At 31.3% G+C, this 22,792-nt stretch carries 28 protein-coding genes, 1 tRNA gene, 1 pseudogene and 2 riboswitches; of the genes and pseudogenes, 25 read left to right on the top strand and 5 right to left on the bottom strand.

The window, feature by feature from the left end:
* Positions 1-80: 80 nt before the first annotated feature.
* Positions 81-190, bottom strand: a riboswitch (SAM riboswitch).
* A 257-nt stretch (positions 191-447) separates the two neighbouring features.
* From AB3K27_RS16130 to AB3K27_RS16085, 10 genes are all read left to right on the top strand, one after another.
* On the top strand, positions 448-2,862 hold the full coding sequence (locus AB3K27_RS16130) for a homocysteine S-methyltransferase family protein (RefSeq protein WP_368488404.1): 2,415 nt from the start codon (positions 448-450) through the stop codon (positions 2,860-2,862).
* Positions 2,863-2,978: 116 nt separating this feature from the next.
* Positions 2,979-3,668, top strand: coding sequence for a hydrolase (locus AB3K27_RS16125; protein ID WP_368488403.1), 690 nt, complete (start codon positions 2,979-2,981; stop codon positions 3,666-3,668).
* A gap of 157 nt (positions 3,669-3,825) precedes the next feature.
* Positions 3,826-4,962 (top strand): ISAs1 family transposase, encoded by a 1,137-nt coding sequence (locus AB3K27_RS16120; protein WP_368488402.1) that lies wholly within the window; start codon positions 3,826-3,828, stop codon positions 4,960-4,962.
* A gap of 127 nt (positions 4,963-5,089) precedes the next feature.
* Positions 5,090-5,193: riboswitch (SAM riboswitch) on the top strand.
* Positions 5,194-5,271: 78 nt separating this feature from the next.
* A complete protein-coding gene (locus tag AB3K27_RS16115) occupies positions 5,272-6,087 on the top strand; it encodes a MetQ/NlpA family ABC transporter substrate-binding protein (RefSeq protein ID WP_368488401.1) in 816 nt (271 codons plus the stop codon).
* A 163-nt stretch (positions 6,088-6,250) separates the two neighbouring features.
* Positions 6,251-7,699 (top strand): PLP-dependent aminotransferase family protein, encoded by a 1,449-nt coding sequence (locus AB3K27_RS16110; protein ID WP_368488400.1) that lies wholly within the window; start codon positions 6,251-6,253, stop codon positions 7,697-7,699.
* Positions 7,699-8,253, top strand: a complete 555-nt coding sequence (locus tag AB3K27_RS16105) for an NUDIX domain-containing protein (RefSeq protein ID WP_368488399.1) — start codon at positions 7,699-7,701, stop codon at positions 8,251-8,253. Before AB3K27_RS16110 ends, AB3K27_RS16105 begins: the two co-directional genes overlap by 1 nt.
* 37 nt (positions 8,254-8,290) lie before the next feature.
* Positions 8,291-9,268 (top strand): adenosylcobinamide-phosphate synthase CbiB, encoded by a 978-nt coding sequence (cbiB, locus tag AB3K27_RS16100; RefSeq protein WP_368488398.1) that lies wholly within the window; start codon positions 8,291-8,293, stop codon positions 9,266-9,268.
* Between the two features lie 48 nt (positions 9,269-9,316).
* Positions 9,317-9,955, top strand: a complete 639-nt coding sequence (locus AB3K27_RS16095) for an NAD(P)-dependent oxidoreductase (protein ID WP_368488397.1) — start codon at positions 9,317-9,319, stop codon at positions 9,953-9,955.
* Positions 9,956-10,026: 71 nt separating this feature from the next.
* On the top strand, positions 10,027-11,103 hold the full coding sequence (cobT, locus tag AB3K27_RS16090; protein ID WP_368488396.1) for a nicotinate-nucleotide--dimethylbenzimidazole phosphoribosyltransferase: 1,077 nt from the start codon (positions 10,027-10,029) through the stop codon (positions 11,101-11,103).
* A 176-nt stretch (positions 11,104-11,279) separates the two neighbouring features.
* Positions 11,280-11,573, top strand: a complete 294-nt coding sequence (locus tag AB3K27_RS16085) for a DUF2325 domain-containing protein (protein WP_368488395.1) — start codon at positions 11,280-11,282, stop codon at positions 11,571-11,573.
* Between the two features lie 72 nt (positions 11,574-11,645).
* Here the strand turns inward: AB3K27_RS16085 and AB3K27_RS16080 are convergent, their stop codons facing one another.
* A complete protein-coding gene (locus tag AB3K27_RS16080; protein WP_368488394.1) occupies positions 11,646-12,440 on the bottom strand; it encodes a metal ABC transporter permease in 795 nt (264 codons plus the stop codon).
* 26 nt (positions 12,441-12,466) lie between these two features.
* On the bottom strand, positions 12,467-13,120 hold the full coding sequence (locus tag AB3K27_RS16075) for a metal ABC transporter ATP-binding protein (RefSeq protein WP_368488393.1): 654 nt from the start codon (positions 13,118-13,120) through the stop codon (positions 12,467-12,469).
* Between the two features lie 212 nt (positions 13,121-13,332).
* Between AB3K27_RS16075 and AB3K27_RS16070 the strand changes: the two genes are divergently transcribed.
* A tRNA-Glu gene (locus tag AB3K27_RS16070) sits at positions 13,333-13,407 on the top strand.
* An 86-nt stretch (positions 13,408-13,493) separates the two neighbouring features.
* Here AB3K27_RS16070 and AB3K27_RS16065 read toward each other — a convergent pair.
* Positions 13,494-14,135: a site-specific integrase gene (locus tag AB3K27_RS16065; protein ID WP_368491263.1), complete on the bottom strand. Its 642-nt coding sequence runs from the start codon at positions 14,133-14,135 to the stop codon at positions 13,494-13,496.
* Positions 14,136-14,685: 550 nt separating this feature from the next.
* Positions 14,686-14,868 carry a hypothetical protein gene (locus AB3K27_RS16060; RefSeq protein ID WP_368488392.1) on the bottom strand — a complete coding sequence of 61 codons (183 nt, stop codon included), beginning with the start codon at positions 14,866-14,868 and terminating at the stop codon, positions 14,686-14,688.
* An 11-nt stretch (positions 14,869-14,879) separates the two neighbouring features.
* Here AB3K27_RS16060 and AB3K27_RS16055 point away from each other — a divergent pair, with 11 nt between their 5' ends.
* The 14 genes and pseudogenes from AB3K27_RS16055 (at position 14,880) to AB3K27_RS15990 (ending at position 22,385) form a co-directional block, all read left to right on the top strand.
* Positions 14,880-15,242, top strand: a complete 363-nt coding sequence (locus tag AB3K27_RS16055) for a phage scaffolding protein (RefSeq protein WP_368488391.1) — start codon at positions 14,880-14,882, stop codon at positions 15,240-15,242.
* Positions 15,239-15,598: a hypothetical protein gene (locus tag AB3K27_RS16050; protein ID WP_368488390.1), complete on the top strand. Its 360-nt coding sequence runs from the start codon at positions 15,239-15,241 to the stop codon at positions 15,596-15,598. Before AB3K27_RS16055 ends, AB3K27_RS16050 begins: the two co-directional genes overlap by 4 nt.
* Before the next feature lie 22 nt (positions 15,599-15,620).
* On the top strand, positions 15,621-16,517 hold the full coding sequence (locus tag AB3K27_RS16045; protein WP_368488389.1) for a major capsid protein: 897 nt from the start codon (positions 15,621-15,623) through the stop codon (positions 16,515-16,517).
* Positions 16,498-16,650, top strand: coding sequence for a hypothetical protein (locus AB3K27_RS16040; RefSeq protein ID WP_368488388.1), 153 nt, complete (start codon positions 16,498-16,500; stop codon positions 16,648-16,650). The genes AB3K27_RS16045 and AB3K27_RS16040 overlap by 20 nt, the downstream gene beginning before the upstream one ends.
* A 254-nt stretch (positions 16,651-16,904) precedes the next feature.
* Positions 16,905-17,105 (top strand): annotated as a pseudogene (locus AB3K27_RS16035) (hypothetical protein); the annotation flags it as partial.
* A 71-nt stretch (positions 17,106-17,176) separates the two neighbouring features.
* Positions 17,177-17,551 (top strand): hypothetical protein, encoded by a 375-nt coding sequence (locus tag AB3K27_RS16030; protein WP_368488387.1) that lies wholly within the window; start codon positions 17,177-17,179, stop codon positions 17,549-17,551.
* A 5-nt stretch (positions 17,552-17,556) separates the two neighbouring features.
* On the top strand, positions 17,557-17,988 hold the full coding sequence (locus AB3K27_RS16025; protein ID WP_368488386.1) for a hypothetical protein: 432 nt from the start codon (positions 17,557-17,559) through the stop codon (positions 17,986-17,988).
* A gap of 8 nt (positions 17,989-17,996) precedes the next feature.
* Complete coding sequence (locus AB3K27_RS16020) at positions 17,997-18,428, top strand: hypothetical protein (protein WP_368488385.1); 432 nt, start codon at positions 17,997-17,999, stop codon at positions 18,426-18,428.
* A gap of 6 nt (positions 18,429-18,434) precedes the next feature.
* The gene (locus AB3K27_RS16015; RefSeq protein WP_368488384.1) at positions 18,435-19,211 is read left to right on the top strand and encodes a hypothetical protein; all 777 of its coding nucleotides are present in this window, start codon (positions 18,435-18,437) and stop codon (positions 19,209-19,211) included.
* Positions 19,190-19,333: a hypothetical protein gene (locus tag AB3K27_RS16010; protein ID WP_368488383.1), complete on the top strand. Its 144-nt coding sequence runs from the start codon at positions 19,190-19,192 to the stop codon at positions 19,331-19,333. Before AB3K27_RS16015 ends, AB3K27_RS16010 begins: the two co-directional genes overlap by 22 nt.
* A gap of 11 nt (positions 19,334-19,344) precedes the next feature.
* Positions 19,345-19,806, top strand: a complete 462-nt coding sequence (locus tag AB3K27_RS16005; RefSeq protein WP_368488382.1) for a hypothetical protein — start codon at positions 19,345-19,347, stop codon at positions 19,804-19,806.
* Complete coding sequence (locus tag AB3K27_RS16000; RefSeq protein WP_368488381.1) at positions 19,763-20,047, top strand: hypothetical protein; 285 nt, start codon at positions 19,763-19,765, stop codon at positions 20,045-20,047. The genes AB3K27_RS16005 and AB3K27_RS16000 overlap by 44 nt, the downstream gene beginning before the upstream one ends.
* Before the next feature lie 219 nt (positions 20,048-20,266).
* Entirely contained in the window at positions 20,267-21,538 is a 1,272-nt protein-coding gene (locus AB3K27_RS15995) for an IS110 family transposase (RefSeq protein WP_368488380.1), read from the top strand.
* Positions 21,539-21,716: 178 nt separating this feature from the next.
* On the top strand, positions 21,717-22,385 hold the full coding sequence (locus AB3K27_RS15990; protein WP_368488379.1) for a hypothetical protein: 669 nt from the start codon (positions 21,717-21,719) through the stop codon (positions 22,383-22,385).
* Between the two features lie 173 nt (positions 22,386-22,558).
* Here the strand turns inward: AB3K27_RS15990 and AB3K27_RS15985 are convergent, their stop codons facing one another.
* Positions 22,559-22,765, bottom strand: a complete 207-nt coding sequence (locus tag AB3K27_RS15985; RefSeq protein WP_368488378.1) for a hypothetical protein — start codon at positions 22,763-22,765, stop codon at positions 22,559-22,561.
* Between the last annotated feature and the right edge of the window lie 27 nt (positions 22,766-22,792).

Genomic DNA, 22,792 nt, shown 5'->3' with positions numbered 1-22,792 from the left:
CTTCTTATTGGTAATCCGCAGAAAAGTAAAAAATAAAAAATCTTCTTGTAAGATAAGTTACAAGAAGATATCCTTCATGCTTCTCATCTTCCAGGTTTTAACCTGCTGGAATTAGCACCGTTGAATAATAAAAAATCATTCAGGTTGCCGGGCATCATAGGGCCAGTCCCTCCGCCGCTCTGGATAAGAAGTTCCGTATTCAATTGAAAAGATAATACCAGATATATATAATACTTGTCAATAGAAAAACAAAAAATAATTAAATTATTTTTTAAAGAGTAGAAACATTGTAAAAATGTTGACAAGCAATATTAAAATATTTATTATGGGAAATAAGAGTGAGGACATAATTAAAATGTATATAGATAAATAATTGGTGTATTATATGTATAAATATAAAGTTATAGTTTAATCAGGTATAGAGTACTTGGGAAAAGAGGAGACATAATGAATTTTAAAAATTTAGTAAATAAATTCAATAATAGATTTATTTTTTTTGATGGAGCTATGGGAACAATGCTTCAAAAATCAGGACTTAAATTGGGAGAATTACCGGAGATACTTAACATTACAAATCCTGAAATAATAAGGGAAATACATAGAAAGTACTTAGATGCAGGAGCAGACATCATAACAACTAATACTTTTGGAGCTAATGAACTGAAATATGAGTATTCTGATTATACTATAGAGAATGTGATTTCTGCGGGAGTAAAACTTGCGAAAAAGGAAGCAGGAGATAAATTAGTGGCTCTTGATATAGGACCTATTGGAAAAATTATGGAGCCTACAGGGAATTTAAGTTTTGAAAGTGCATATAAATTATTTAAAAATCAAATCATTATAGGCGAAAAATTTGGTGCAGATGTAGTTTTAATAGAAACTATGACTGATTTATATGAAGCAAAAGCAGCTATCCTTGCAGCAAAAGAAAATAGTAGTCTTCCTATATTTTGTACAATGACATTTCAAGAGGATGGCAGAACTCTTATGGGTACGGATGCTAAAACTATGGTATTTGTGTTGGAAGCTTTGGGGGTAGATGTTCTTGGAGTTAACTGTTCTTTAGGACCTAAAGAGCTTCAAGGGATTGTGGAAGAAATTTTAAAATATTCTTCCATACCGGTTATGGTACAACCTAACGCAGGACTTCCAAGGTATGATGGGGAAAATACAATTTATGATGTATCCCCTGAAGGTTTTGCAGAGAATGTATTAACTATGGCCACAAAAGGGGTTAGGGTTTTAGGTGGATGTTGTGGTACTACTCCAGAATTTATAAGAATGTGTAGAAAAATTTTAGAAGGGTTAGTACCTTTAAATATAGCAGAAAAAAATTATACAGCAGTATGCTCTGCTACAGATACAGTTGTAATAGGTGAAAAAATAAAAATTATTGGAGAGAGAATCAATCCCACAGGAAGAAGTATTTATAAAAGGGAATTAAAGGAAGGAAATACCAATTATATACAAAAGGAAGCTATTTTACAGAAAGAAGAAGGGGCAAATATACTTGGGGTAAATGTGGGACTTCCTGAAATTAATGAGGTTGAGATTATGAAAAAGGCAATTAGAGCAGTACAGAAAGTAGTTCAATTGCCGCTTAGTATAGATAGTCCTGATCCTGAAGTTCTAGAAACTGGAATAAGAATGTATAATGGAAAACCCGTGATAAATTCTGTAAATGGAAGTAAAAAATCTATGAAAGAAGTATTTCCCATAGTAAAAAAATATGGAGGATGTGTTATAGCACTTACCATAGATGAAAAGGGAATACCTCACACTGCAGATGGAAGAGTAAAAATTACAGGAAAAATAATTGAGACTGCCGGTACTTATGGTATTAATAAAAAGGATATAATAGTAGATTGTCTAACTTTAACTGTATCTGCCCAACAAAAAGAAGTATTGGAGACAATAAAAGCTATAAAGATGGTAAAAGAAAAATTTGGAGTAAAAACTGTTTTGGGAGTAAGTAACATATCCTTTGGACTTCCAAATAGAAGTATATTAAATAGAACTTTTCTTACCATGGCACTGCAGGCAGGATTGGATCTGCCCATAATGAATCCCTCAGATGAGTCTATGAAAGAGATTATAGCTGCTTTTCAAGTGCTTACCAATATAGATAAGGAAGGAAAAGAGTATGTAGTTAAATATGGAAATAAATCTAAAGGTGAAAAGCTAAAAAAAGAAGAGAATAGTTCACTTAAAAGTGACAATAGTGACAATAAAGATTTAAAGGATCTTAAACAATTGATTATTGATGGGATTGAAGATGAAGCGGAAGCTATGACAATTGAACTTTTAAAAAATAAGAAAGCCTTAGAAATAGTAAATTCTTATATAATTCCTGCATTAGATGAAGTTGGGAAACAGTATGAACTGCAGGATATATTTTTGCCTCAACTTATACAGTCAGCAGAAACTGTAAAAAAATCTTTTGAAATAATAAAAGAGAATATGTTAAGTAACGGACAGAAAAATTTAGAAAAAGGTACAATTGTGTTGGCTACAGTAAAAGGGGATATACATGATATAGGGAAGAATATAGTTAAAGTGTTACTTGAAAATTATGGCTTTGAAGTTATAGATTTAGGGAGAGATGTTGAGATTGATAAAATAGTAAATACTATAAGAGATAATAATATAAAACTAGTTGGATTAAGTGCACTCATGACAACGACTGTAGCTAGTATGAAAAAAACTATAGAAGCTATAAAAGAAAATAACCTCAGTTGTAAGATTGTAGTAGGAGGAGCGGTATTGAATCAAAATTATGCAGATATGATAGGAGCAGATTATTATGCTAAAGATGCTAGAGAAGCTGTTAAAATAGCTGAAGAAGTATTTTTAATTTAAAATTTATAGGGTGAAAGTTATATTGAATTAAATTTTTTTATAGAATATTTTTTTAAATTAATATAAAATAGTTATGAAAGTAAAATCATATAGAAACTGATTTGGAGAGATAATAAATGAGCCAAGGAGCTAATCAAAAAAGTGTAAAATATGTACCGGAAATAAGAGGGACACTTAGAGATCACATGATAAATCTGCCGCTTGTAATTAGAGAAGCCAGTGGAATAAATATTTTTGGTAAGAGAATAAAATCTCTTGCATTTACTACAGACATAGCAGTTATAAAAAATATAAATGCAGATGCAATTTTAGCAGTTTATCCTTTTACTCCGCAGATAGTTATAAGTGAAGCCTTAGTTGCAGCCTCTGATGTGCCAATATTTTGTGGTGTAGGGGGAGGACTTACTATGGGAAAAAGGGTTGTAAATTTAGCATTGAATGCTGAATTTACAGGGGCTATGGGAGTAGTGGTCAATAGTCCTACATCTAATGAGGTTATAAGGGCAGTTAGAGACTCTATTGATATTCCTATTGTAGTTACAGTAGTATCCGAGCGGGATGATATTGAGATGAGAATAAAATCAGGAGCTTCCATATTAAATGTATCTGGCGGTAAAAATAGTGCTAAGTTGGTTAAGAAAATAAGAGAAAATTATAAAGAATTTCCTATAATAGCTACAGGAGGCAAAACAGATGAGAGTATTAGAGAAACAATACAAGCAGGTGCCAATGCTATTTCCTATACTCCACCTTCCACTGCAGAATTATTTAAGGAAAGTATGGAAAGGTATAGAAATGCTTATTAAAATTTGCACTTATATTAAATGATATTGTTTAATATAAGTGCAGTTTTTATTTAAGATAAAATATATTTAAAAAAATGCAGGACAAACGCATGAAATAAATTTTATTTAAAATCTCCACTTTTTTTGATAAAATCATAAAAAGGGAGATTTTAAATTTATGAAGAATATTTATGATATGTATGATTTTTTTGAGTCACTGAAAAATATAGATGATCCAAGACAATTTAATAAAGTAAGATATCCAATAAATGAAATTGTGGGAATGGTTTTGATTGCATCTTTAGGAAATGGAAATGAGTGGACTGAAATAGAGGTATTTTGTAAATTACATGAAACACTTTTAAAAAGGTATTTTAAATTAGAAAATGGCGTTCCATCACATGATACTTTCCAAAGAGTGATGGGAATGATAGAACCTAATTTAATTCAACAGATTCAATCTACTTGGAATGAATATATATCTAAAAATGATGGTGAAAGTATAAAAAAAATACTTAACATAGATGGAAAAACTATGAGAGGAAGTAAGACTGAAGGTAAAAAACCACTACACATAGTGTCAGCCTGGTGTGATGAAGAAGGAGTTTGTTTTGGACAAAGTGCAGTGAAAGAAAAAGAAAATGAGATTTTAGCAATTCCTGAATTGTTAGATAGATTACAAATAAAAGGATATGTAGTAACAATAGATGCAATGGGAACACAAACTAAAATTGCTGAGAAAATAATAAAGAAAAAAGCTGACTACGTGTTAGCAGTAAAAGGGAACCAAGAAATACTGCATAATGATTTAATAACCTATTTTGAAGATGATGACTTTAGGGAAAAAATAATTAAAGATGGGAATTATAAAAAAACAGTTGAAAAGTCACATGGCCAAATTGAGATAAGGGAATATTATCAAACAAAGGACATTAAGTGGCTAACTAATAGGGAAAAATGGAAGAATCTTAAAAGTATAGGAATTGTAGAAAAAACTATAAAGAAGAAAGATAAAGAAAGTAAAGAAATACGTTATTATATAAGTAGTTTGGCCCCTGAAATAAACTTATTTGAAAAAGCTGTACGAGGTCATTGGGGAATAGAAATAATGCACTGGCATTTAGATGTTACATTTAAAGAGGATAGCATTAAAACAGTTGAAGAAACAGCAAATAAAAATATGAATATAATAAGAAAATGGGCATTATCTATATTAAAATTATTGGATATGGGAAAAAAGATGAGTTTAAAATTAAAAAGATTTTCAATCAATTGTAAACCTGATGAATATATAAGTAAAATTATGGAAATTTAGTTAACTCGTAATCTTACTTATGTAGTTATATATTTTCATGCGTTTGTCCTGGGTTTTTAAAGAAATAATATTGACATTATTTTATTGTGTGCTATAATTTATCCTGTAAGTTATAAATTTAATATAAGCTTTATCAAGAGTGGTGGAGGGACTGGCCTTATGAAGCCCGGCAACCAGTATTTTTTTAATACATTGGTGCTAATTCCTACAGCGTAAGCTGAAAGATAGGGGATAGTTTGAGGTTTTTAGCTCGAGGTTATCCTCGAGTTTTATTTATTTTTAATTTAATATTATAAGGGAGGAATAAGAATGAAAAGGGTATTAACAGTTATTTTATCATTAATATTTATTCTTGCATTAGTTGGATGTGGAACACAGAAAAATGAAGGAAGTACAAGTAAAAGTGAGGATAAAACTACTATAAAGATAGGAGCATCTCCACAACCTCACAAGGAAATACTTGAGAAAGTTAAGCCTATACTGAAAAAAGCAGGATATGATCTTGAGATAGTTGAGTTCACAGATTATGTAACTCCAAATAAGGCATTGGAGTCAGGGGAAATAGATGCAAATTTTTTCCAACACACGCCATTTTTGGAAGAGTTTAATAAAAAGAATAAAACAAATTTAGTTTCTGTTGCCAAAGTGCATATTGAACCATTGGGATTTTACTCAAGTAAAATTAAAAGTTTAAGTGAGTTAAAAGATGGGGCACAAATTGCCATACCAAATGATGCTACAAATGGAGCCAGGGCTTTAAAATTATTGGCTAAGGAAGGACTTATAAAAGTAAAAGATGGGGATACCATATCTAAATTGGATATAACTGAAAATAAAAAGAATTTAAATATACAGGAGGTTGATGCACCACAGCTTCCAAGGATTTTGGCAGATGTTGATGGGGCAGTTATAAATACGAATTATGCATTGGAGGCAAATTTAAATCCAACTAAAGATGCCATTGCCATAGAATCAAAAGATTCACCTTATGCCAATATAATTGCAGTTAGAAATGAAGATAAGGATAAACCTTATATAAAAGCATTGGCAAAGGCTGTAAATGATGAGCAAATTAGAAAATTTATAAATGAAAATTACAAAGGGAGTATAATTCCTGCATTTTAAGTAGATTTAGTTTCAAATGCTATTTAGAAATTTTTCTGAATGAATAATTTTAACTCAAATCACTTTATAGAATAAAGAATAATACCTTTTAAGTATTTGAACGGGTATTATTCTTTATTTATTTATTTAAATGTGTAAAAATATATTTGAGGTGAAATTTATTATGTTCTCTAATATTAAAATAGATAAAGATAGGGTTGTATATATACAGGTAAAAGATTATATTAAAGATATGATATTAAAAGGACTGCTTAGAAGGGATGAAAAGCTTCCTTCAACCAGAGAAATGGCGTCTATGTTTAATGTAAGCAGAAATACCATAATATGTGCCTATGAATTTTTACAGGATGAAGGCTTTGTATACACGAAAAGAGGCAAAGGAACCTTTGTTTCGAATGTTAAAGTGGATTTTCAGGGGAAATGGAAGGTGTCCTGGGAGAATAAAATAAATAATTATGGCAGACTTTCAGAAAAATTAGATATAATTAAACATGAAGCCAAATGGAAAAAGGGAATGATATCTTTTAAAAGTATAGCTCCTGATGAAAATTTATTTAATGTAGATGAGTTCAAAAAGGCATTTTTAAATAGAATGGCTATAGAAGGAGAAAAAGTATTAAATTATGGATATGCAAAAGGATACAAGCCTCTTATTGAATATTTATTGAAATATATGGAGAATAAAGGGGTAGATATACAGGGAAAAGACATACTTATAACTAATGGCTTTACAGAAGGATTTGATCTGGTATTATCCTGTATTGCAAAAGAGGGAGATGGTATAATATGTGAAAATCCAACTCATAATACTGCAGTTAAGATTATGAAACTTCATGGACTTAATATAACAGGAGTGGATATGGAAAGGGATGGAGTTAATTTGGACATGCTTGAAGGGAAGCTACAAAAAAACAAATTTAAAATTTCCTATTTTGTCCCTTCCTATCATAATCCTACAGGTATTGTTATGTCTCCGGAGAAAAGGGTTTCTGTATATAATATACTTAAATACTATGATGTACCTATAATTGAAGATGGATTTAATGAAGAGCTTCGATATTTGGGAACACATGTATCGCCTATGGCTGCTCTTAGTGGTTCTGGTAATAGTGTTATATACATAGGAAGTTTTTCAAAGATATTGTTTCCAGGCATAAGGATAGGGTGGATATTAGGGGATAAGACACTTATAGGTTATCTTGAAAGCATAAAAAGAAGCAGAAATATTCATACTTCTTCTCTTGATCAGGCGGTTTTTTATGACTATTTAAATTGTGGTAATTTTGATAAATACATAAAAAAAGCTAGAAGAGTGTATAAGGAAAAATATGAATTTGCATTAAAATGTGCAAAACAGTATATTAAAAATAGAGAAGTACTGGGAGAAGGGGGAATGCATATATTTATAAAATTAAAAAATATAAATTCCAGGGAGCTTTTAGACAAATGTTATAAAAGAAAGGTTATATTCACCCCAGGAGATGTATTTTATGTAGATGATAAGGGGGATGATACTTTAAGGTTAGGTTTTTCAAGGGTTAGTGAAGAAAATATAAAAAAGGGTTTTATGATAATTGGAGAAGAAATTGAAAAATTAGGAGGGTATGTATAGTGAAAAGAGTATCAAAAAAAGTATTATATGAAGGCGAATGGGTTAGAATGGAAGAGGTCACTTATCTGGGAAAAAAGAATGAACTTCTAAAATGGGAGAGTATAGAGAGAACAAATACTACAAGCACAGTTATAATAATAAGTAAATTGATGCCATCTAATAGATATATATTTATAAAACAATATAGGCCTGCTGTTGATAAATATGTTATTGGATTTCCAGCGGGGCTTGTAGAAAATGAGAGTTTATTTGAGAGTGCTGTAAGAGAACTAAAAGAAGAAACAGGATATAATGGAAGGATAAAATCTGTAGGACCTGAGCTCTATGCAAACCCCGCCCTTGTAACAGATAGAGTCAGGGTAATAAAGATGGAAATAGATGAGAATCTAGAGGAAAATAAAAATCCCAAGCAACAGTTGGAAGAAACAGAAGATATAGAGGTAGTAGCTTTATACAAAGATGAAGTAAGGGAGTTTTTACTTAGGGAACAGTCAAAGGGTACAGCTGTGGCTATAGCACCATGGTATGTTTTTTATGGATTACATGAGGACTAATAGCTTTAAAGTATAGACTGTCAAAGGGGGATTAAATTTGTTTACTTTATTCCTAATCATTAACTTTATAAATATTTTTGCAGCAGTTATAGTAGATTGGATGATTGGAGATCCTTATAAGTTTCCCCACCCTGTAATATATATAGGAAAACTAGTATCGTATTTAGAGAGAAAAGGAAGAGAAATTTATAAAAATGAAAAAAAGCTTAAAATATGGGGTGGTATAATAGTTTTAATAGTGGGCATGGTTAGTTTTTTTATACCTTTTATCATACTTATGTTTTTGAGAAAAAATATAATTTTATACCAGATAGTAAATATATTTCTTATTTACACAACTATTTCAGCTAAATGTTTGGCAATGGAAGCTAAAAAAGTATATTGTGCTTTGAAAAAAGACAATATTATAGATGCAAGGACTAAACTCTCTCACATAGTAGGAAGAGATACTGCTGATTTAAATAGTGAGGAGATAGTAAGGGCAAGTGTAGAAACAGTAGCGGAAAATACTTCAGATGGAGTTATAGCCCCACTTATTTATGCAGTTTTTGGCGCTCCTTTTGCAATGCTGTATAAGAGTATAAATACTATGGATTCAATGCTTGGATATATGAATAAAAAATATAGATATATAGGATTTTTTCCTGCAAAGATAGATGATATATTTAATTTTATTCCAGCTAGAATTACAGGGGTTTTTATGTGTATATCCGCCTCCATAGTAAAGGGAAATTCTGTTGATGCTTTCAAAATAATGATACGGGATAGAAAAAATCATAAGAGCCCCAATTGTGCCTATCCAGAAGGGGCAGCAGCAGGTGCTATGAAGATACAGCTGGGAGGTGCCAATAGATATTTTGGAGAATTAGTACATAAACCCACTATAGGTGACAGGTCTGTGGAGTTGAATTTTATGCATATAAAAGAGAGTATAAAACTTATGTATTTTTCTGAAATCAATATGATGATTTTTTTTGTAATAATATTCATGCTATTGATTCTAACTTATTTTTAAAATTACATTTAAACCTAAGAACTATTTCATAAAAGGAGAAATTTAGATTTGAAAAAAGATATCCGAGAGAATAATTCACCTGTACTTATTTCACTTTTATCTTCTAAGATAAAAGTGATCCTTATAGGTGGAGGAGCTGCGGCTTATATAAAATCCGAAACTTTTGCCATGAAAGGATGCCAAGTTTATATACTGTCTGAAAATTTTATAGATAGTTTTGACAATATTAAAGACTATTCAAATGTTGTATTAATTAAAGAGAAGTATGACATACAATATATAAGAGATAAGCATATTGTGATAATTGCTACAAATAATAGGGAACTTAATTCCATTATAAAACAGCACTGCAGAAAACTTTGTAAAATATATGTGGATGTCACAGATTCTAAAGGGGGAAATTGTATTATACCCTGTCATAGAAGTACTGAAAATATTTCAATAGGAGTAAATACAAAAGGCGTATCTCCTGTAACCTCAGTATTTATTGCAGATAAATTAATAAACTATATTAAAAAATATGATGATTTTGTGGAATTTAGTTCTAAAGTGAGAAATAGTATTTCTGAAATGAAATATAGAAAGATTATTATGAGTTTTATATGTACAGATGATTTTTATTTTTTTTACAAAAAAGGGAAAGCCTGTATTATAATTGAGATGTTCTACAAATGGAATAATTGTTAAATTCAGGCAGGGTTCGAGCCTATTGTAGAAAATATAGAACTAGTAGATTTTGAAATGTATGGAGGATTATAATGAGTCTGATTGAAAATACTTTAGAGAAAATAGAAAAAAGAAATGAAGAAGCTATGGAAAAAGCTAGAGAAAGATTGGATAGTTTAGCAAAGCCTATAGGAAGTCTTGGAGAATTAGAAGAGATAGTTATAAAAATGGCAGGAATTACAGGAAGAGTACACAATAAAATACACAAAAAAAATATAGTCATAATGTGTTCTGATAATGGAATATGGGAAGAAGGTATAAGCAATTGTCCTAAAGAATTAACAGCAAATATTACTAAAAATTTTGTTAAAGGTATAACAGGAGTATGTGTTTTAGGGGATTTTTTTAAATGTGACAGAACTATAGTAGATATAGGAACTGATTATGATTTTGAAAATGATGCAATTATAAATAAAAAAATAGATTATGGTACTAAAAATATAGCAAAAGGACCAGCTATGACTAGAGAACAGTGTATAAAGGCAATCGAGACAGGAATCGAGACAGTAGATGAACTTGTAGAAAAAGGATATGATTTATTTGGCACAGGCGAAATGGGAGTATGTAATACTGCTACAAGTTCTGCAGTGTTAAGTGCAATATCAAAATTACCGGTAAATGAAACGGTGGGAAAAGGCTCTGGCATTACAGAAGATAAATTTCAAGCTAAGAAAACAGCGGTTCAAAATGCTATTAAAATAAATAATCCAAATCCAGAAGATATTATTGATGTTATAACGAAAGTAGGAGGATTTGATATAGCAGGGATATGTGGATGCTTTTTAGGGGCTGCTAAAAATAGGGTGCCTATTGTAATAGATGGTTTCATATCTTCAATAGCAGCACTTTGTGCTGTAAGATTAAATAAAAAAGTAATAGATTTTTTATTTCCTTCTCATCTCTCAGCAGAACCGGCAGCTAAATATGTAATGAAAGAGTTGGGATTGAATCCTATGTTGAATCTAAATATGAGATTAGGAGAAGGATCAGGATGTCCTATGGCCTTTGCAATAATAGAATCAGCTCTATATGTTATGGATAATATGGGAACTTTTCAAGAAGCAGAGGTAGATGGCAGTAAACTTATAGATATTAGAAAAGTAAAATAAATCAAGTGATTATATGAGAATTTGTGAAAGTATTATTTAAAAAGTATAGTAGAGGATTTATTGAGACTTTATTATACTTTTTTGAGTTTATATATTTACAAAATTTTAAAGATAGGATATAATTGAAAATGAATATCAATATCGCTTCAGATTAAAAATGAAAGAGGAGGAAAACTATGAGTATTCTAGTTATCGGAGGAGATAAGCTTGGAAATATAACTGATAAATTAAAGGAAACTGGTTTTAATAAGATAGGACACGTTACAGGAAGAAAAAAAGGTGATAGAAAGGTTAAAATTCCAGAAAATACAGACTTAGTGCTGGTACTTACAGATTATGTAGGCCATAATATGGCGGAAATAATAAAGGAAAGATCTAGAAGAAGTGATGTAGCAGTTATGTTCTGTAGACGTTCTTGGTCAAGTATGTACAAGAATGTAGAAGATTACATGAAACAAATAAAAAGATAAAAGGTAGTGATAGTAATTTGTACGAATAAAATATAAAAACACACAATAGATATAGGAGTACTTGGCATTGGGCTATTTATTCCACAATTTTTTATAAACTAAAACTATTAAAAGAGTGAGTACGGAAACTAATGCAATAGTACCACCGGGAGCGCTGTTTATGTAATAAGATAACAATAATCCTCCCATTATATCTAAAAATCCAAATATTATGGAGAATATAAGTGTAAATCTAAAACCTTTATGCAGCTGGAGAGATGCAGCTACAGGCATTGCTATCATAGATGAAATTACTAAAATACCTAATATTCTTATAGATACGGAAATTGTAGCACCTACTAGAAGGATAAATAGGTAGTTTGTAAGTTTTACCTTTATCCTACATACTTTAGCACCATTTTCATCAAAAGTTATGTAGAGCAGCTGGTTGTAAAGTATTGACAGAGTTATGACAGAAATTATACTGAGTATGAATACAGTATAGAGTTCATTTTTAGATACTGTAAGTATACTGCCGAATAAATAGGAATTTACATTTCCACTGGCTTTTCCAGTGCTTATAAGCACAATTGCTATACCTACTGATAGGGTAAGTACAATTACAAGTATTAATTCTGCATATTTTTTGTAATAATTTCTTAAAAATTCTATTACAAGTCCTGCAATAGAGGTAAATATAAAAGCCGTAAATATAGGATTGTATCCAAATACAATACCTATTGCAACTCCTGCAAAGGATGAGTGAGATAAAGTGTCTCCCATCATAGAATATCTTTTTAAAACAAGAAAAGTACCTACTGCAGGACATAATATGGATATAAATATACCTGCCATAATTGCATTTTGCATAAAATCGTATTGTAACATGATTACCTCCAAAATAAGAAATTGATTTATTTAAAACCCATTAATTTTTTGTATTCTTCAATGGTATACATGGTTGCACTGCTATTTCTCATAACACATATGTGAGTGGAATTTTTCAATGCAGCCTCTAAATTGTGTTCTATGGCTATTACTGTTATAGATAAATTAGCATTTAAGTTTTTTATTATAGTATATAATTCTTTTTGACTTATCATATCTACACCTGTAGAAGGTTCATCAAGTATTAAAAGTTCAGGGGGTCCTATCAGGGCTCTTGCTATAAATATTTTTTGACGTTGTCCACCAGACAAATTTCCTATAAGACTATTTTTAAAATCATTCATTCCCACAGAATTTAGATATGTGTCTATAAGTTTTTTATCTTTTATCTTTAAAACTTTCATATGACATTTAAGCATTTCTGAAACTGTAATTGGAAATTGAGAATTAAAATTTTCCATTAGTTGAGGAACATAGCCGATTTTTTTAGTAGATAAGTGAATATGGCCTTTTAAAGGAGTTAAAAGCCCCAATATTAATTTGATTAAGGTAGTTTTAGCACTTCCATTTTCACCTATTATCGAAACATAACTTCCATATTTAATGTTTAGATTTACAGAATCTATTAAATAAGGAGGTTTTCCATTATAAGAAAAACGTAAATTCTTTATAGTAATCATAGATAGGCCTCCTCCTAAAATCAAGAATTATTTCATAGTATATGGTAATAATATGCATAGTATAATTTAATCAATATATATTATACACATAGTTGCAAGTGATTTGCAACTATATAAAAATATTTTTATTGTATTAAGTGATTCTTAAAAAAGTATTGACTAAACAAGTGTGGAAATATATAATAATAAATGTTGATTGCAAAATGATATGAGGTCCCTTGGTCAAGTGGTTAAGACGTCACCCTCTCACGGTGAAATCAGGAGTTCGATTCTCCTAGGGACTACCATAAAAGAAAGAATGGCTTAATATCAAGAGATAAAGCATTCTTTCTTTTCTATTTAAGCATTTATTTTTTAATATTTTACACCATTTTTACACCATAGTTTTTATATCGCTTAATAAGTCTGCTGATTTTTCTTTTTCTTTCTTTACAACGTGAGTGTAAATATTGGCAGTTATCTCAATACTGCTGTGGACTAAAATCATAGAAACGGTTTTTAAGGGAGTCTTGTTTTCGAATTGTTTAGTAGCAAAAGTATGTCTAAGAGCATGAAATTTTTTATGTGGAATATTTAAAGATCTTAAAAATTTTGTCCATGTCTTGTCCAGATTTCCAGCATTTATTAAATTCCCTTGTTCACTTAGAAATATATAATCTAAATTATCTGTGGAATAACTATTACCTGCTTTTAGTCTTTCTTGTTTTTTGAGCTTAATTGAATCTTTTATTGTACCTATTAAAGATGATTGAAGAGGAATGTCTCTCTTAGAATTTTTAGTTTTTGGTTCTTGAATAATAGTTTGCTTACTTCTATTATTTTCATTATCAAATATTGTAGTAGTAGCTACGGTTCTTCTGACATGAATTTCATTTAAATTATAGTCTATATCACTTTCTTTTAAACCTATAATCTCACCTCGTCTCATTCCAGTTGACAAAGAGAATAGGGCAATGTATTTCATCTTACAATTGTCAGCATTTAAGATTTTTTTTAATTCTTCATCCGTAAATATAGGAATATCTTTTTCAATTGCTTGATTTAGTTCCTTTTTAGGTATAACGACCTTTTTGCCAGCGCAGGGATTTCTAAGTATATATCCACAGTCAACTGCATAATTTAAGAATTGCTTTAGAAATTTATTTATGTAATTTATTTGACTGCCGCTTTTACCTTGCTTGAATAATTTGTTATAGTATCTTTGTATCTGGATTGATTCTAGCTTATCTAAGTTTATAGGTCCTATAGTGAGTTTTCTATATAATTTCTATATAAACCCTCATATCTTGCAAATGTAGTTGGTTTTATTAATATAATCAAGTTTCTTCTTCTCTGCTTCCTTTCAACTTTTTCCAATAAATTGTTTCCTAATTCTTTTTCCATTGGCATCCATACCAATATCATAATTTATTCTGTAGTATTCTTTTCCGCTAACCTCAAAATTAGTTTTTATTGCCATATTTGAACCCTCCTTATTACAAACTAATGTTCTGGTTAAAATTAAAAATATATAGGAGTATTAGCTCCTATTGATTTTTTAAAATAAATTTGTATTTTTAAATATTTTAAACTGGCTTACGTCTCAATGTTCTTATCTCAGCTTCGTGAGACCCATACATCTCCAATAGAAATTTGTTTGTTTCTTTTAATTCGGAAAAGTTTTCATCCATTTTATTAGATATATCTTTAACTGTACCTTGCAGTTCTGCAACTTGATAATTCAATTCATCGGCTTCGGCTTTATGCACTTCGGAAGCAGATGTTTAATATTGCCCTTGATGCTAAATTAACTACTGTAGGGGCTAGAAATCCTAAAGTTTTAAAAGGATTGTTGGATCTAGGCAAATTAACTCTTGAGGATAATGGTAACTTTATCGGGCTTAGAGAACAGGTTGAAGCAGTAAAAGAATCTGATGGATATTTATTTGAAGAAGATAATAGTCAGAATAATCCAGGTGGAAATCCCAATCCAGGTGGTACTGGCAATATAGGTAATCCAGGTTCACCACAACCGGGCAAGGAATTAAGTCTAGGGGAAAGGCTTGCAAAACAGAAAACAGAAGCCATGAAAGCTACAGAAGCTCAAAATAAATTTTTTTCAATAGGAGGTACAAATAAATGATTGAAAATACTAAAACCTACATGGGTGAGAATAAAACAATACTTCAATTTGCGGGTGAATTGTTTCAAAATACTATGGTAAAAGTCAATAAAACAGATATTGCACTTGATGGGACCACTGGTAAAAGGATACTTAAAGCAGGAACTATAGTAAGCAAAGATGGAAAAATTGTTGATGGTACAACCATAACCAACGATAAGGCATTTGGATTGGTTTATAGAGATATAGATTTTACACTGTCTAATGGAACCGAAACTATACCAATTACCATTTTTGGATTCATAAATGAGTCTAAGTTACCAGCAGCAGTACCTACTGATGCAAAAACAGTAATGAAGATGCTGATGTTTTTATAATTTTTAAGGAGGTTTTTTACTAATGGATTGGAGAGGTATTATAAACGTACAGGAAATATCAACGTATATACAGAACTTACCACCAGAAATATTGCTTGGTGAGAGCTTATTTCCAAGGACAAAACAACAAGGGATGGAACTTAAATATATTAAAGGTGCAAATGAAAAACCGGTGGTTTTAAAACAATCAACTTTTGACGTAGCTGTTAAAATTAGAGCTTTAAAGGCTCAAGTAGATGAACTTACTAAACAGATGCTATTCTTTAAAGAATCTGTTCTAATCAATGAAAAAGATAGGCAGGATTTATTAATGGCACTTGCAGCACAGAAAAGTACTGTTGTTGATATAGTAACTCAAAGAATATTTGATAATTATAAAAGTTTAGTTAATGCTGGTGATTATCAGATGGAAAGAATGAGGATGCAGCTTCTTGCGGATGGAGTAATAAATATTATTTCTGAAGATGGGAATATTGTATTTGACTTTGGGGTTCTTTCGGGACATAAAGAAATTTTGGCGGGTACTGCAAAATGGTCTGATATAGAAAATTCAAATCCTGTAGTTGATATATTAAGGTGGAAAAGACAAATGGCAAATGAAGGATATTCTCTTACTAGAGCTGTGACAAGTGCAGGTACTTTTGCTTATATAGCTGCAAACAAGAATATTCAAAAAGCTTTTGCACCACAAAACCCAAATTATTTAATGGGAGATAATGAAGTTAAGGCTTTTATACAGAATAAGACCGGAATAACTTTAGCAAGTGAAGAAGGAACCTATAAGCTTGAGGATGGAAGTTCTCAACCATATATGCCTGTGGGTAAGTTTACATTAATACCTGATGGCATATTGGGTAATACGTATTATGGAACCACACCAGAAGAGGCAGACAAGTTATTTGGTTCAGGTCAATTGTGAAATAGTTAGAACTGGAGTTGTAATAACTACTATGAGAAAAGAGGACCCTGTAACAGTACAGACTAAGGTATCTCAACTGGGAATGCCAAGTTTTGAACGTGCAAATGAATGTTTCTTTGCAACAGTGGCATAGAGAAATTGAAATCTCTATGCTCAAATTTATTTATGAAAGGGTGGTATAAATGGCAACATCTAAAGAGACTGCAGTTGAAGTAATTGCAAAAGTTAATATTAAATATGATAATGACATCAAGAAAGCAGGGGGAGAAACTTAAAATAAGAGATTCAGACCTAAAAGAACTTCAAGGCAAAGGATATATAAGTTATACTCCTCCAGTACAGAATCAGCAGCAAACACAAAATCCGTCTGGTAAGTAGGTGAAGTTTATGACCAGTGATTTAGAAATTTTAAAATTTAATCTCCAGGAGAAGGAATACCCTTATTTTGATGATGAGGATTTACAATTGCTTCTTGACAAAAATGGTGGAGATATTCAAGTTGCGTGCTATGAGGGTTGTATGAAAAAAGCTGTGGCAGATGATTCACTTACCTTATCAGATATAAAGCTTTCTAGTAACCGTGAATACTAGCTTGCACTTGCAAAGCAATTTAAACCAGCACCGAATTGTATAACATCAATGCAAAGGGCTGATGGTCAATGAGATGGGATGAAGCCAGAAAGCAGAGAATAAGAAATCAGCTTACAAAAAAGATTACTCCATTTATGAAAGATGTAATAATCCTAAGAGCAGGAAAAAATATATTCGGAGAATATGAAAAGGATCAATATGTAGGTAAAGTAAAAGGATATTACCATACAGGAAGTACTTCTATTAATATAGTTAACAATAGTACGGAAGCTGCTAACCTAAATAGGAACTATCAGGATAGATTTTTATTCATAGTTGATGATGAAGTTAAGAAAATAAAAGAGCATGACTATTTTAAACTTGATTATGTTACGTATGAAATAATAGACAAAGGAAACATTGAAGATATTGTCTGGGATTCTTATTTGAAAAGGAAGGAGTGAGGGGTATGTCTGGTTTTAAATTTGATGCAACTGACTTATTGAAAAACCTTACTAAAAGTGGTGAAGTTAATAGAATAATGAAAGCTAAAGCAGGATTTTATTGTGATAGTGCAGGAAAAAAGATGGCAGGAGAAGCGAAGAAAAATGCAAAGTGGACTGATAGGACAGGAAATGCAAGACAGACAATAGACGGTGGATTTAAGTGGGAAGATGATAATAAATGCAGTGCTTATGTAGCCGGAAATATGGAATATTCTCCATATCTCGAATTGGCACATGCTAAGGGTGCAAGTTCAGATAGTGGAGTTGGAATGGAAGTAGCTCCCTCTTTTGAACAACTGGAACTAGGAAATGAAGGTAAGTATGGTATATTGCGTAAAACGGTAAGAGAGTTTACACCACAATTTATTAGTGGAATGGCTAATCTTTTAAAATAGATGATAATATGGCAGAAGTCAATTTTAAATATGCAATTACAGGAGATGTACTACAAAATTATATAAATGGAACATACAAGTCACGCACCGTATGGGAACGTGTTTTTTTATTGCTAAAAAGTAAAGGAATAGATGTATATTCTCCAGGTCAACATCAAGGGAAATGTACATCTCCTTATGTTGTCGTAAAAAATACTGGAACTATGGGATTTCAAGGTAGTAACCAAATAGGATCGCAGACGTTGGATATTATGGTATATTGCCCTGCGACAAATTATTCAAACTTAGAGCCTTTCACAGGGCAAATACAAGACTTTCTAAGAGAACTAAAAGAATATATAAGACCTACAGGTAATATAACTTCTGTGATTTTAGACAATACAGTAAATGGATACACACAAACCTTGGAATACCAAACATTCCAGAGATTAAGGAGGTAAAATAGAATGTCAGATGTAACTTCTATAGAAAGTATGCCTATTGCGAATATTGCATTGGGTGAAATTATAAATGAAATTACAGGTGAATCTTTTATTTTTGATACAGCAGAAAAGGCAGATATTAAACCAGATTTATCAAAGGGAAAAGAGGATATACTTAGGGTTAAAAACAGAATAATTGCCATAAATAGAACAGATGATATATGCATAGGTTATAATATTAAACTTACAGATAATACATTTTCTCCTGAAACTATGGCATTAGTAGATGGAGGTACTGCAACTTCAACAGGATATGAGGGTGCGGAAGTAGGAAAAGTAGTAAATAAGGTTACATATACTTTGAATTTGTACAGTGAAGAGAAGGACTATGACTCTTCAACAGTTCGATATGTAAAATTTAGTTTTAGACATAACAAAGGTACGCCGGTAGAATTTAAATTTGAAGATGGTAAGTTTTATGTACCAGAGTTTGAATCTACCAGCAGACCTAAAAAAGGTGAAAAACCTGTATATATTGAATATGTAGATACCCTACCTAATGGTGAAACAAGTAGTGGAGGTTCTGGTGCAACGGTACCTAATCCGCCAACCCCAACAGAACCTGATGAAACTACAGGAACACCAGGAGTTACTGTAAGCTCTGACTGTAGAGTAACATGGACCTTCCCAGAAGCTGTTAATGATGCAGATGTTACAACAACTAATTTTAAAGTAACCAGAAAGTCAGACGGAACGACAGTTTCAAGCAATGTAACTATATGGATACAACTAAGAAAATAATTACTTTTGTACCGACGAGTATAGCAGCAGGAGTAACTTATGAAGCCACTGCGGAATCAGTTAGAAAAGCAGATGGCAGTGGGAATACAACCGCAGTAACAGTTGAATTTAGTACCATATAAGGAGGGTTAAAATGAGTGAATTAACTGTAACAAATATTGAGGAGCTAAAGAAGAATGCTACTCAAATAATTCAGATAGAAGATTTTTCAGGTGAAGGTACTATAAATGTTAGAGTTAAAAGATTATCCATATTGGGGCTTTGCCGAAAAGGACAAATACCTAATCAATTTTTAGGAATGGTAAAAGGACTATTCTATGGTAAATCTAATAATTTACCTAGTATGGACTTGAAAGAAATGGGAGGGTTATTTGATATAATCTGCGAAAATGTCTTAGTTGAGCCAACCGTAAAACAATTAGAAGAAGTAGGCATAGAACTCACAGATGCTCAAAAAATGCAGTTGTGGGCATATAGCCAGCAGGGGGTGGAAGGGTTAAAATCCTTTCGTAAAATCGCAAAGGATAGTCTCAGTAATATCAATGGCAAGAATGTACAAACTAAGGCCAAGCCAAATTTTAAGCATAGAAAATAGCTATGATGCTTTTTGTTTTGACGAGGCGTGTGACTATATTCTATATGAATTGTCTAAAGAAAAACCTGAGACTCCTAAATGGGAAGATGAAAAACAAGGCATAAAGGAGAAAAAATCTGTAAATGATAATAAATCAACTATAGAATGGATAATGAAACATAATAACATTCATTCCTTTCGCTGTGCTCAAGGCACAAAAATTAATGAAAGAGTGATTAAAATTACCAATTACTGTGAATAATATAGACAAGTATACAGGTGTACTACAGAGCACGGCGGGGTGAGTGTGATTGCACTTCACTGTAATCCGTATAATAACATGTGCCGATTACTCTTTTAAGTACAAATAAGTGTGCCCTAGGGCACGTAAGTTAATCTTTGTTTAAACAAAGACCGTTTAAAAGTATGAGTATTCAGTCAACACCTGTGTACTTTATTTTTTTATTTGTAGGTGATATAAATGTTAAAAATCGTTTATTCTATTTGTTGCGGTATTGATGTTCACAAAAAATTTGTAGTTGCAACTGTAACATCAACCAATGAGAATAACATCACTACCTATGCAACCAAACAATTCAGTACTTACTCAAAGAATCTTTTCCATTTAAAAGAGTGGTTATCTGAGCATAACTGTAAAGAAGTTTGTATGGAAAGCACCGGAAAGTACTGGATACCTATCTATAACATACTTGAAGATTCCTGTAATATTACTCTGGCTAACCCAAAGTACGTTAAAAACATTCCCGGCAAAAAAACTGATAAAAAAGATTCTCTATGGCTTGCAGACTTACATAAGCATGGATTAGTTAAAGGAAGTTTTATTCCTCCAAAGGCCATAAGAGAACTACGAGACCTTATGCGCTATCGCTTTAAACTTACAAATTTCCGTTCAAGTGAGAAAAACAGATTCCAAAATTCATTAACAGTTTCAAATATCATGATTTCAAGCGTAGTATCAGATACCTTTGGTAAATCATCATCAGCTATAATTAAATATGCCATGGAGCATCCTGATAAATTAGATATAGACTATACTCAATTTCTACACAAGAGTATGTTATCTAAGGCTGACGAAATTAAGATTGCTATGCAAGGAAGCATCTCTAAAAATCAAACAGCAAAGATGTCTGTATGCTTGAATCATTATGATTATATTAACAATTGTATTTCTCAACTTGATACTGCCATTTCATTAATTTCAAGTGAATTTAAGTCACAAATTGAGCTTATTGCTTCTGCCCCTGGGATAACTACACAATCTGCTACAACTATAATTTCTGAAATTGGAGTGGATATGTCAGTCTTTCCAGATGCTAAACATCTGTGTTCTTGGGCAGGTCTTACACCACAAAATAATGAAAGTGCTGGCAAAAAGAAAAGTGTTCGTATAAGCCGTGCCGGAGCTTATTTAAAGCCAATACTTATTCAGTGTGCTAATGCAGCAATAAAAAACAAGTCCTGCCCATACTTTAAATATCGTTATGAAAGTATAAAGAAAAGACGTGGGCACAAAAGAGCAATTATTGCTATAGCAAGAATGCTTTTAACCTGTATTTATAATATGCTTTTAAAAAATGAAGCCTTTGATAATTCTATTTATGAAAAATATCTAAAAAGAGAAAACACTTCTCGACATTTTCAACCTGATATAGATAGAATTATTTTATTTCTTCAAGCTCAAGGCTTTGAAGTAACAAAAGTAAGTCAAGAGATATCACCGAAAATAAGTTGATTTTTAATTATAAATAATATAAGTCTCTTTTTTTGACCTCATTTTAATAGGTCTTTTTGTCATGTTCAAAAACACCTGAATTTCTTTCAAGTTAACCCCTCTAAGATTAGCTAAATATGGACAAACAGTGAATAATTTGTTACAATATAGCCAAATTTATCAATTAAGGGATGATATTATGTTGATAATCTATTCTATTGGAATTTTCTTTTTAATATTGTTTATAATATCTATGGCTAAGCCGGTATTATTTAAAAAGAAATGGCAAGCAGGTGTTATATATGGCTTGGCTGCTGCTATATGTTTTTTCATGTTTTTTATGTCTGAATATTTGGAATATAGTTCAGAACAAGCATATTTTAAAGATCGGATTGAGAGAATTACTGGTTCAAATTGGCAACCGCCACGAGTAAGTGGGAATGTAACACCTATAAATCCTACAACTGCTAATTCAACTAATGGTTATTATATTGATACATCTATATCACAAGATTTGAAAGATGGATTTATAACCTTGCAAAGTAATCTTGATGATTTAGAAAATAGAGTTCAATCCGGAGAAGTAGTCACAGGACAATCAATAAACAATCAAATAACTGCGTTCTTAGATAATTATAATCCTACAAAAAATTCTACAATAAATTTAACTGTTATTGGTTCTGCTGGGGCAAAGGTTACAGCAGTATGCCATTATAAGACAACTGATACTACATACACAGGTACAATTGGAACTGATAGAAGAGTTGTTATTCCAATTAAAATAGGAACATCTACATCAGGATATCAGGTAAATATAGATGTAACTGCTGGAGATGCCAATACACGGACTTCGTTTAGAGCACAATAAAAGAAAAATAATTGAATAGTTTAAAGGTTATTCAAGTACTTACCGTAATGGTAGGTGCTTTTGTTATGTCTGGAAAAAAGGGGCGAGAGTGGTGGAACAACAGGAAGAATTCAACAAAGAAAAAAAGCAGGTTCCACATTTGCCTGTGAAACCTGTAAATATTCAAGAGAATGTTATATAATTTCTGAACAGTTTTCATAAACAGGACAGGGTTTAGCATTACATCCTCCGCAAGCGTTTTTATCGCAACGATAGCCAATTTTTTGATAATGAGCTGTAGGCTCATCACTTATATCTTGGTATTTTACGCTAATTGAAATTTTCGTATTATATTTAGGGCAAAAATCAGAAATACGTTTTTTTATAAAAGTATTACTCATAAAATCACCACCTTTCATGGTGATAAT

The sequence above is a fragment of the Clostridium sp. BJN0013 genome, assembly GCF_040939125.1.
Taxonomy (GTDB): domain Bacteria; phylum Bacillota; class Clostridia; order Clostridiales; family Clostridiaceae; genus Clostridium_B.
Note: the sequence above shows the minus strand (reverse complement) of the source record. Positions and strands in the feature narration are given on the sequence as shown.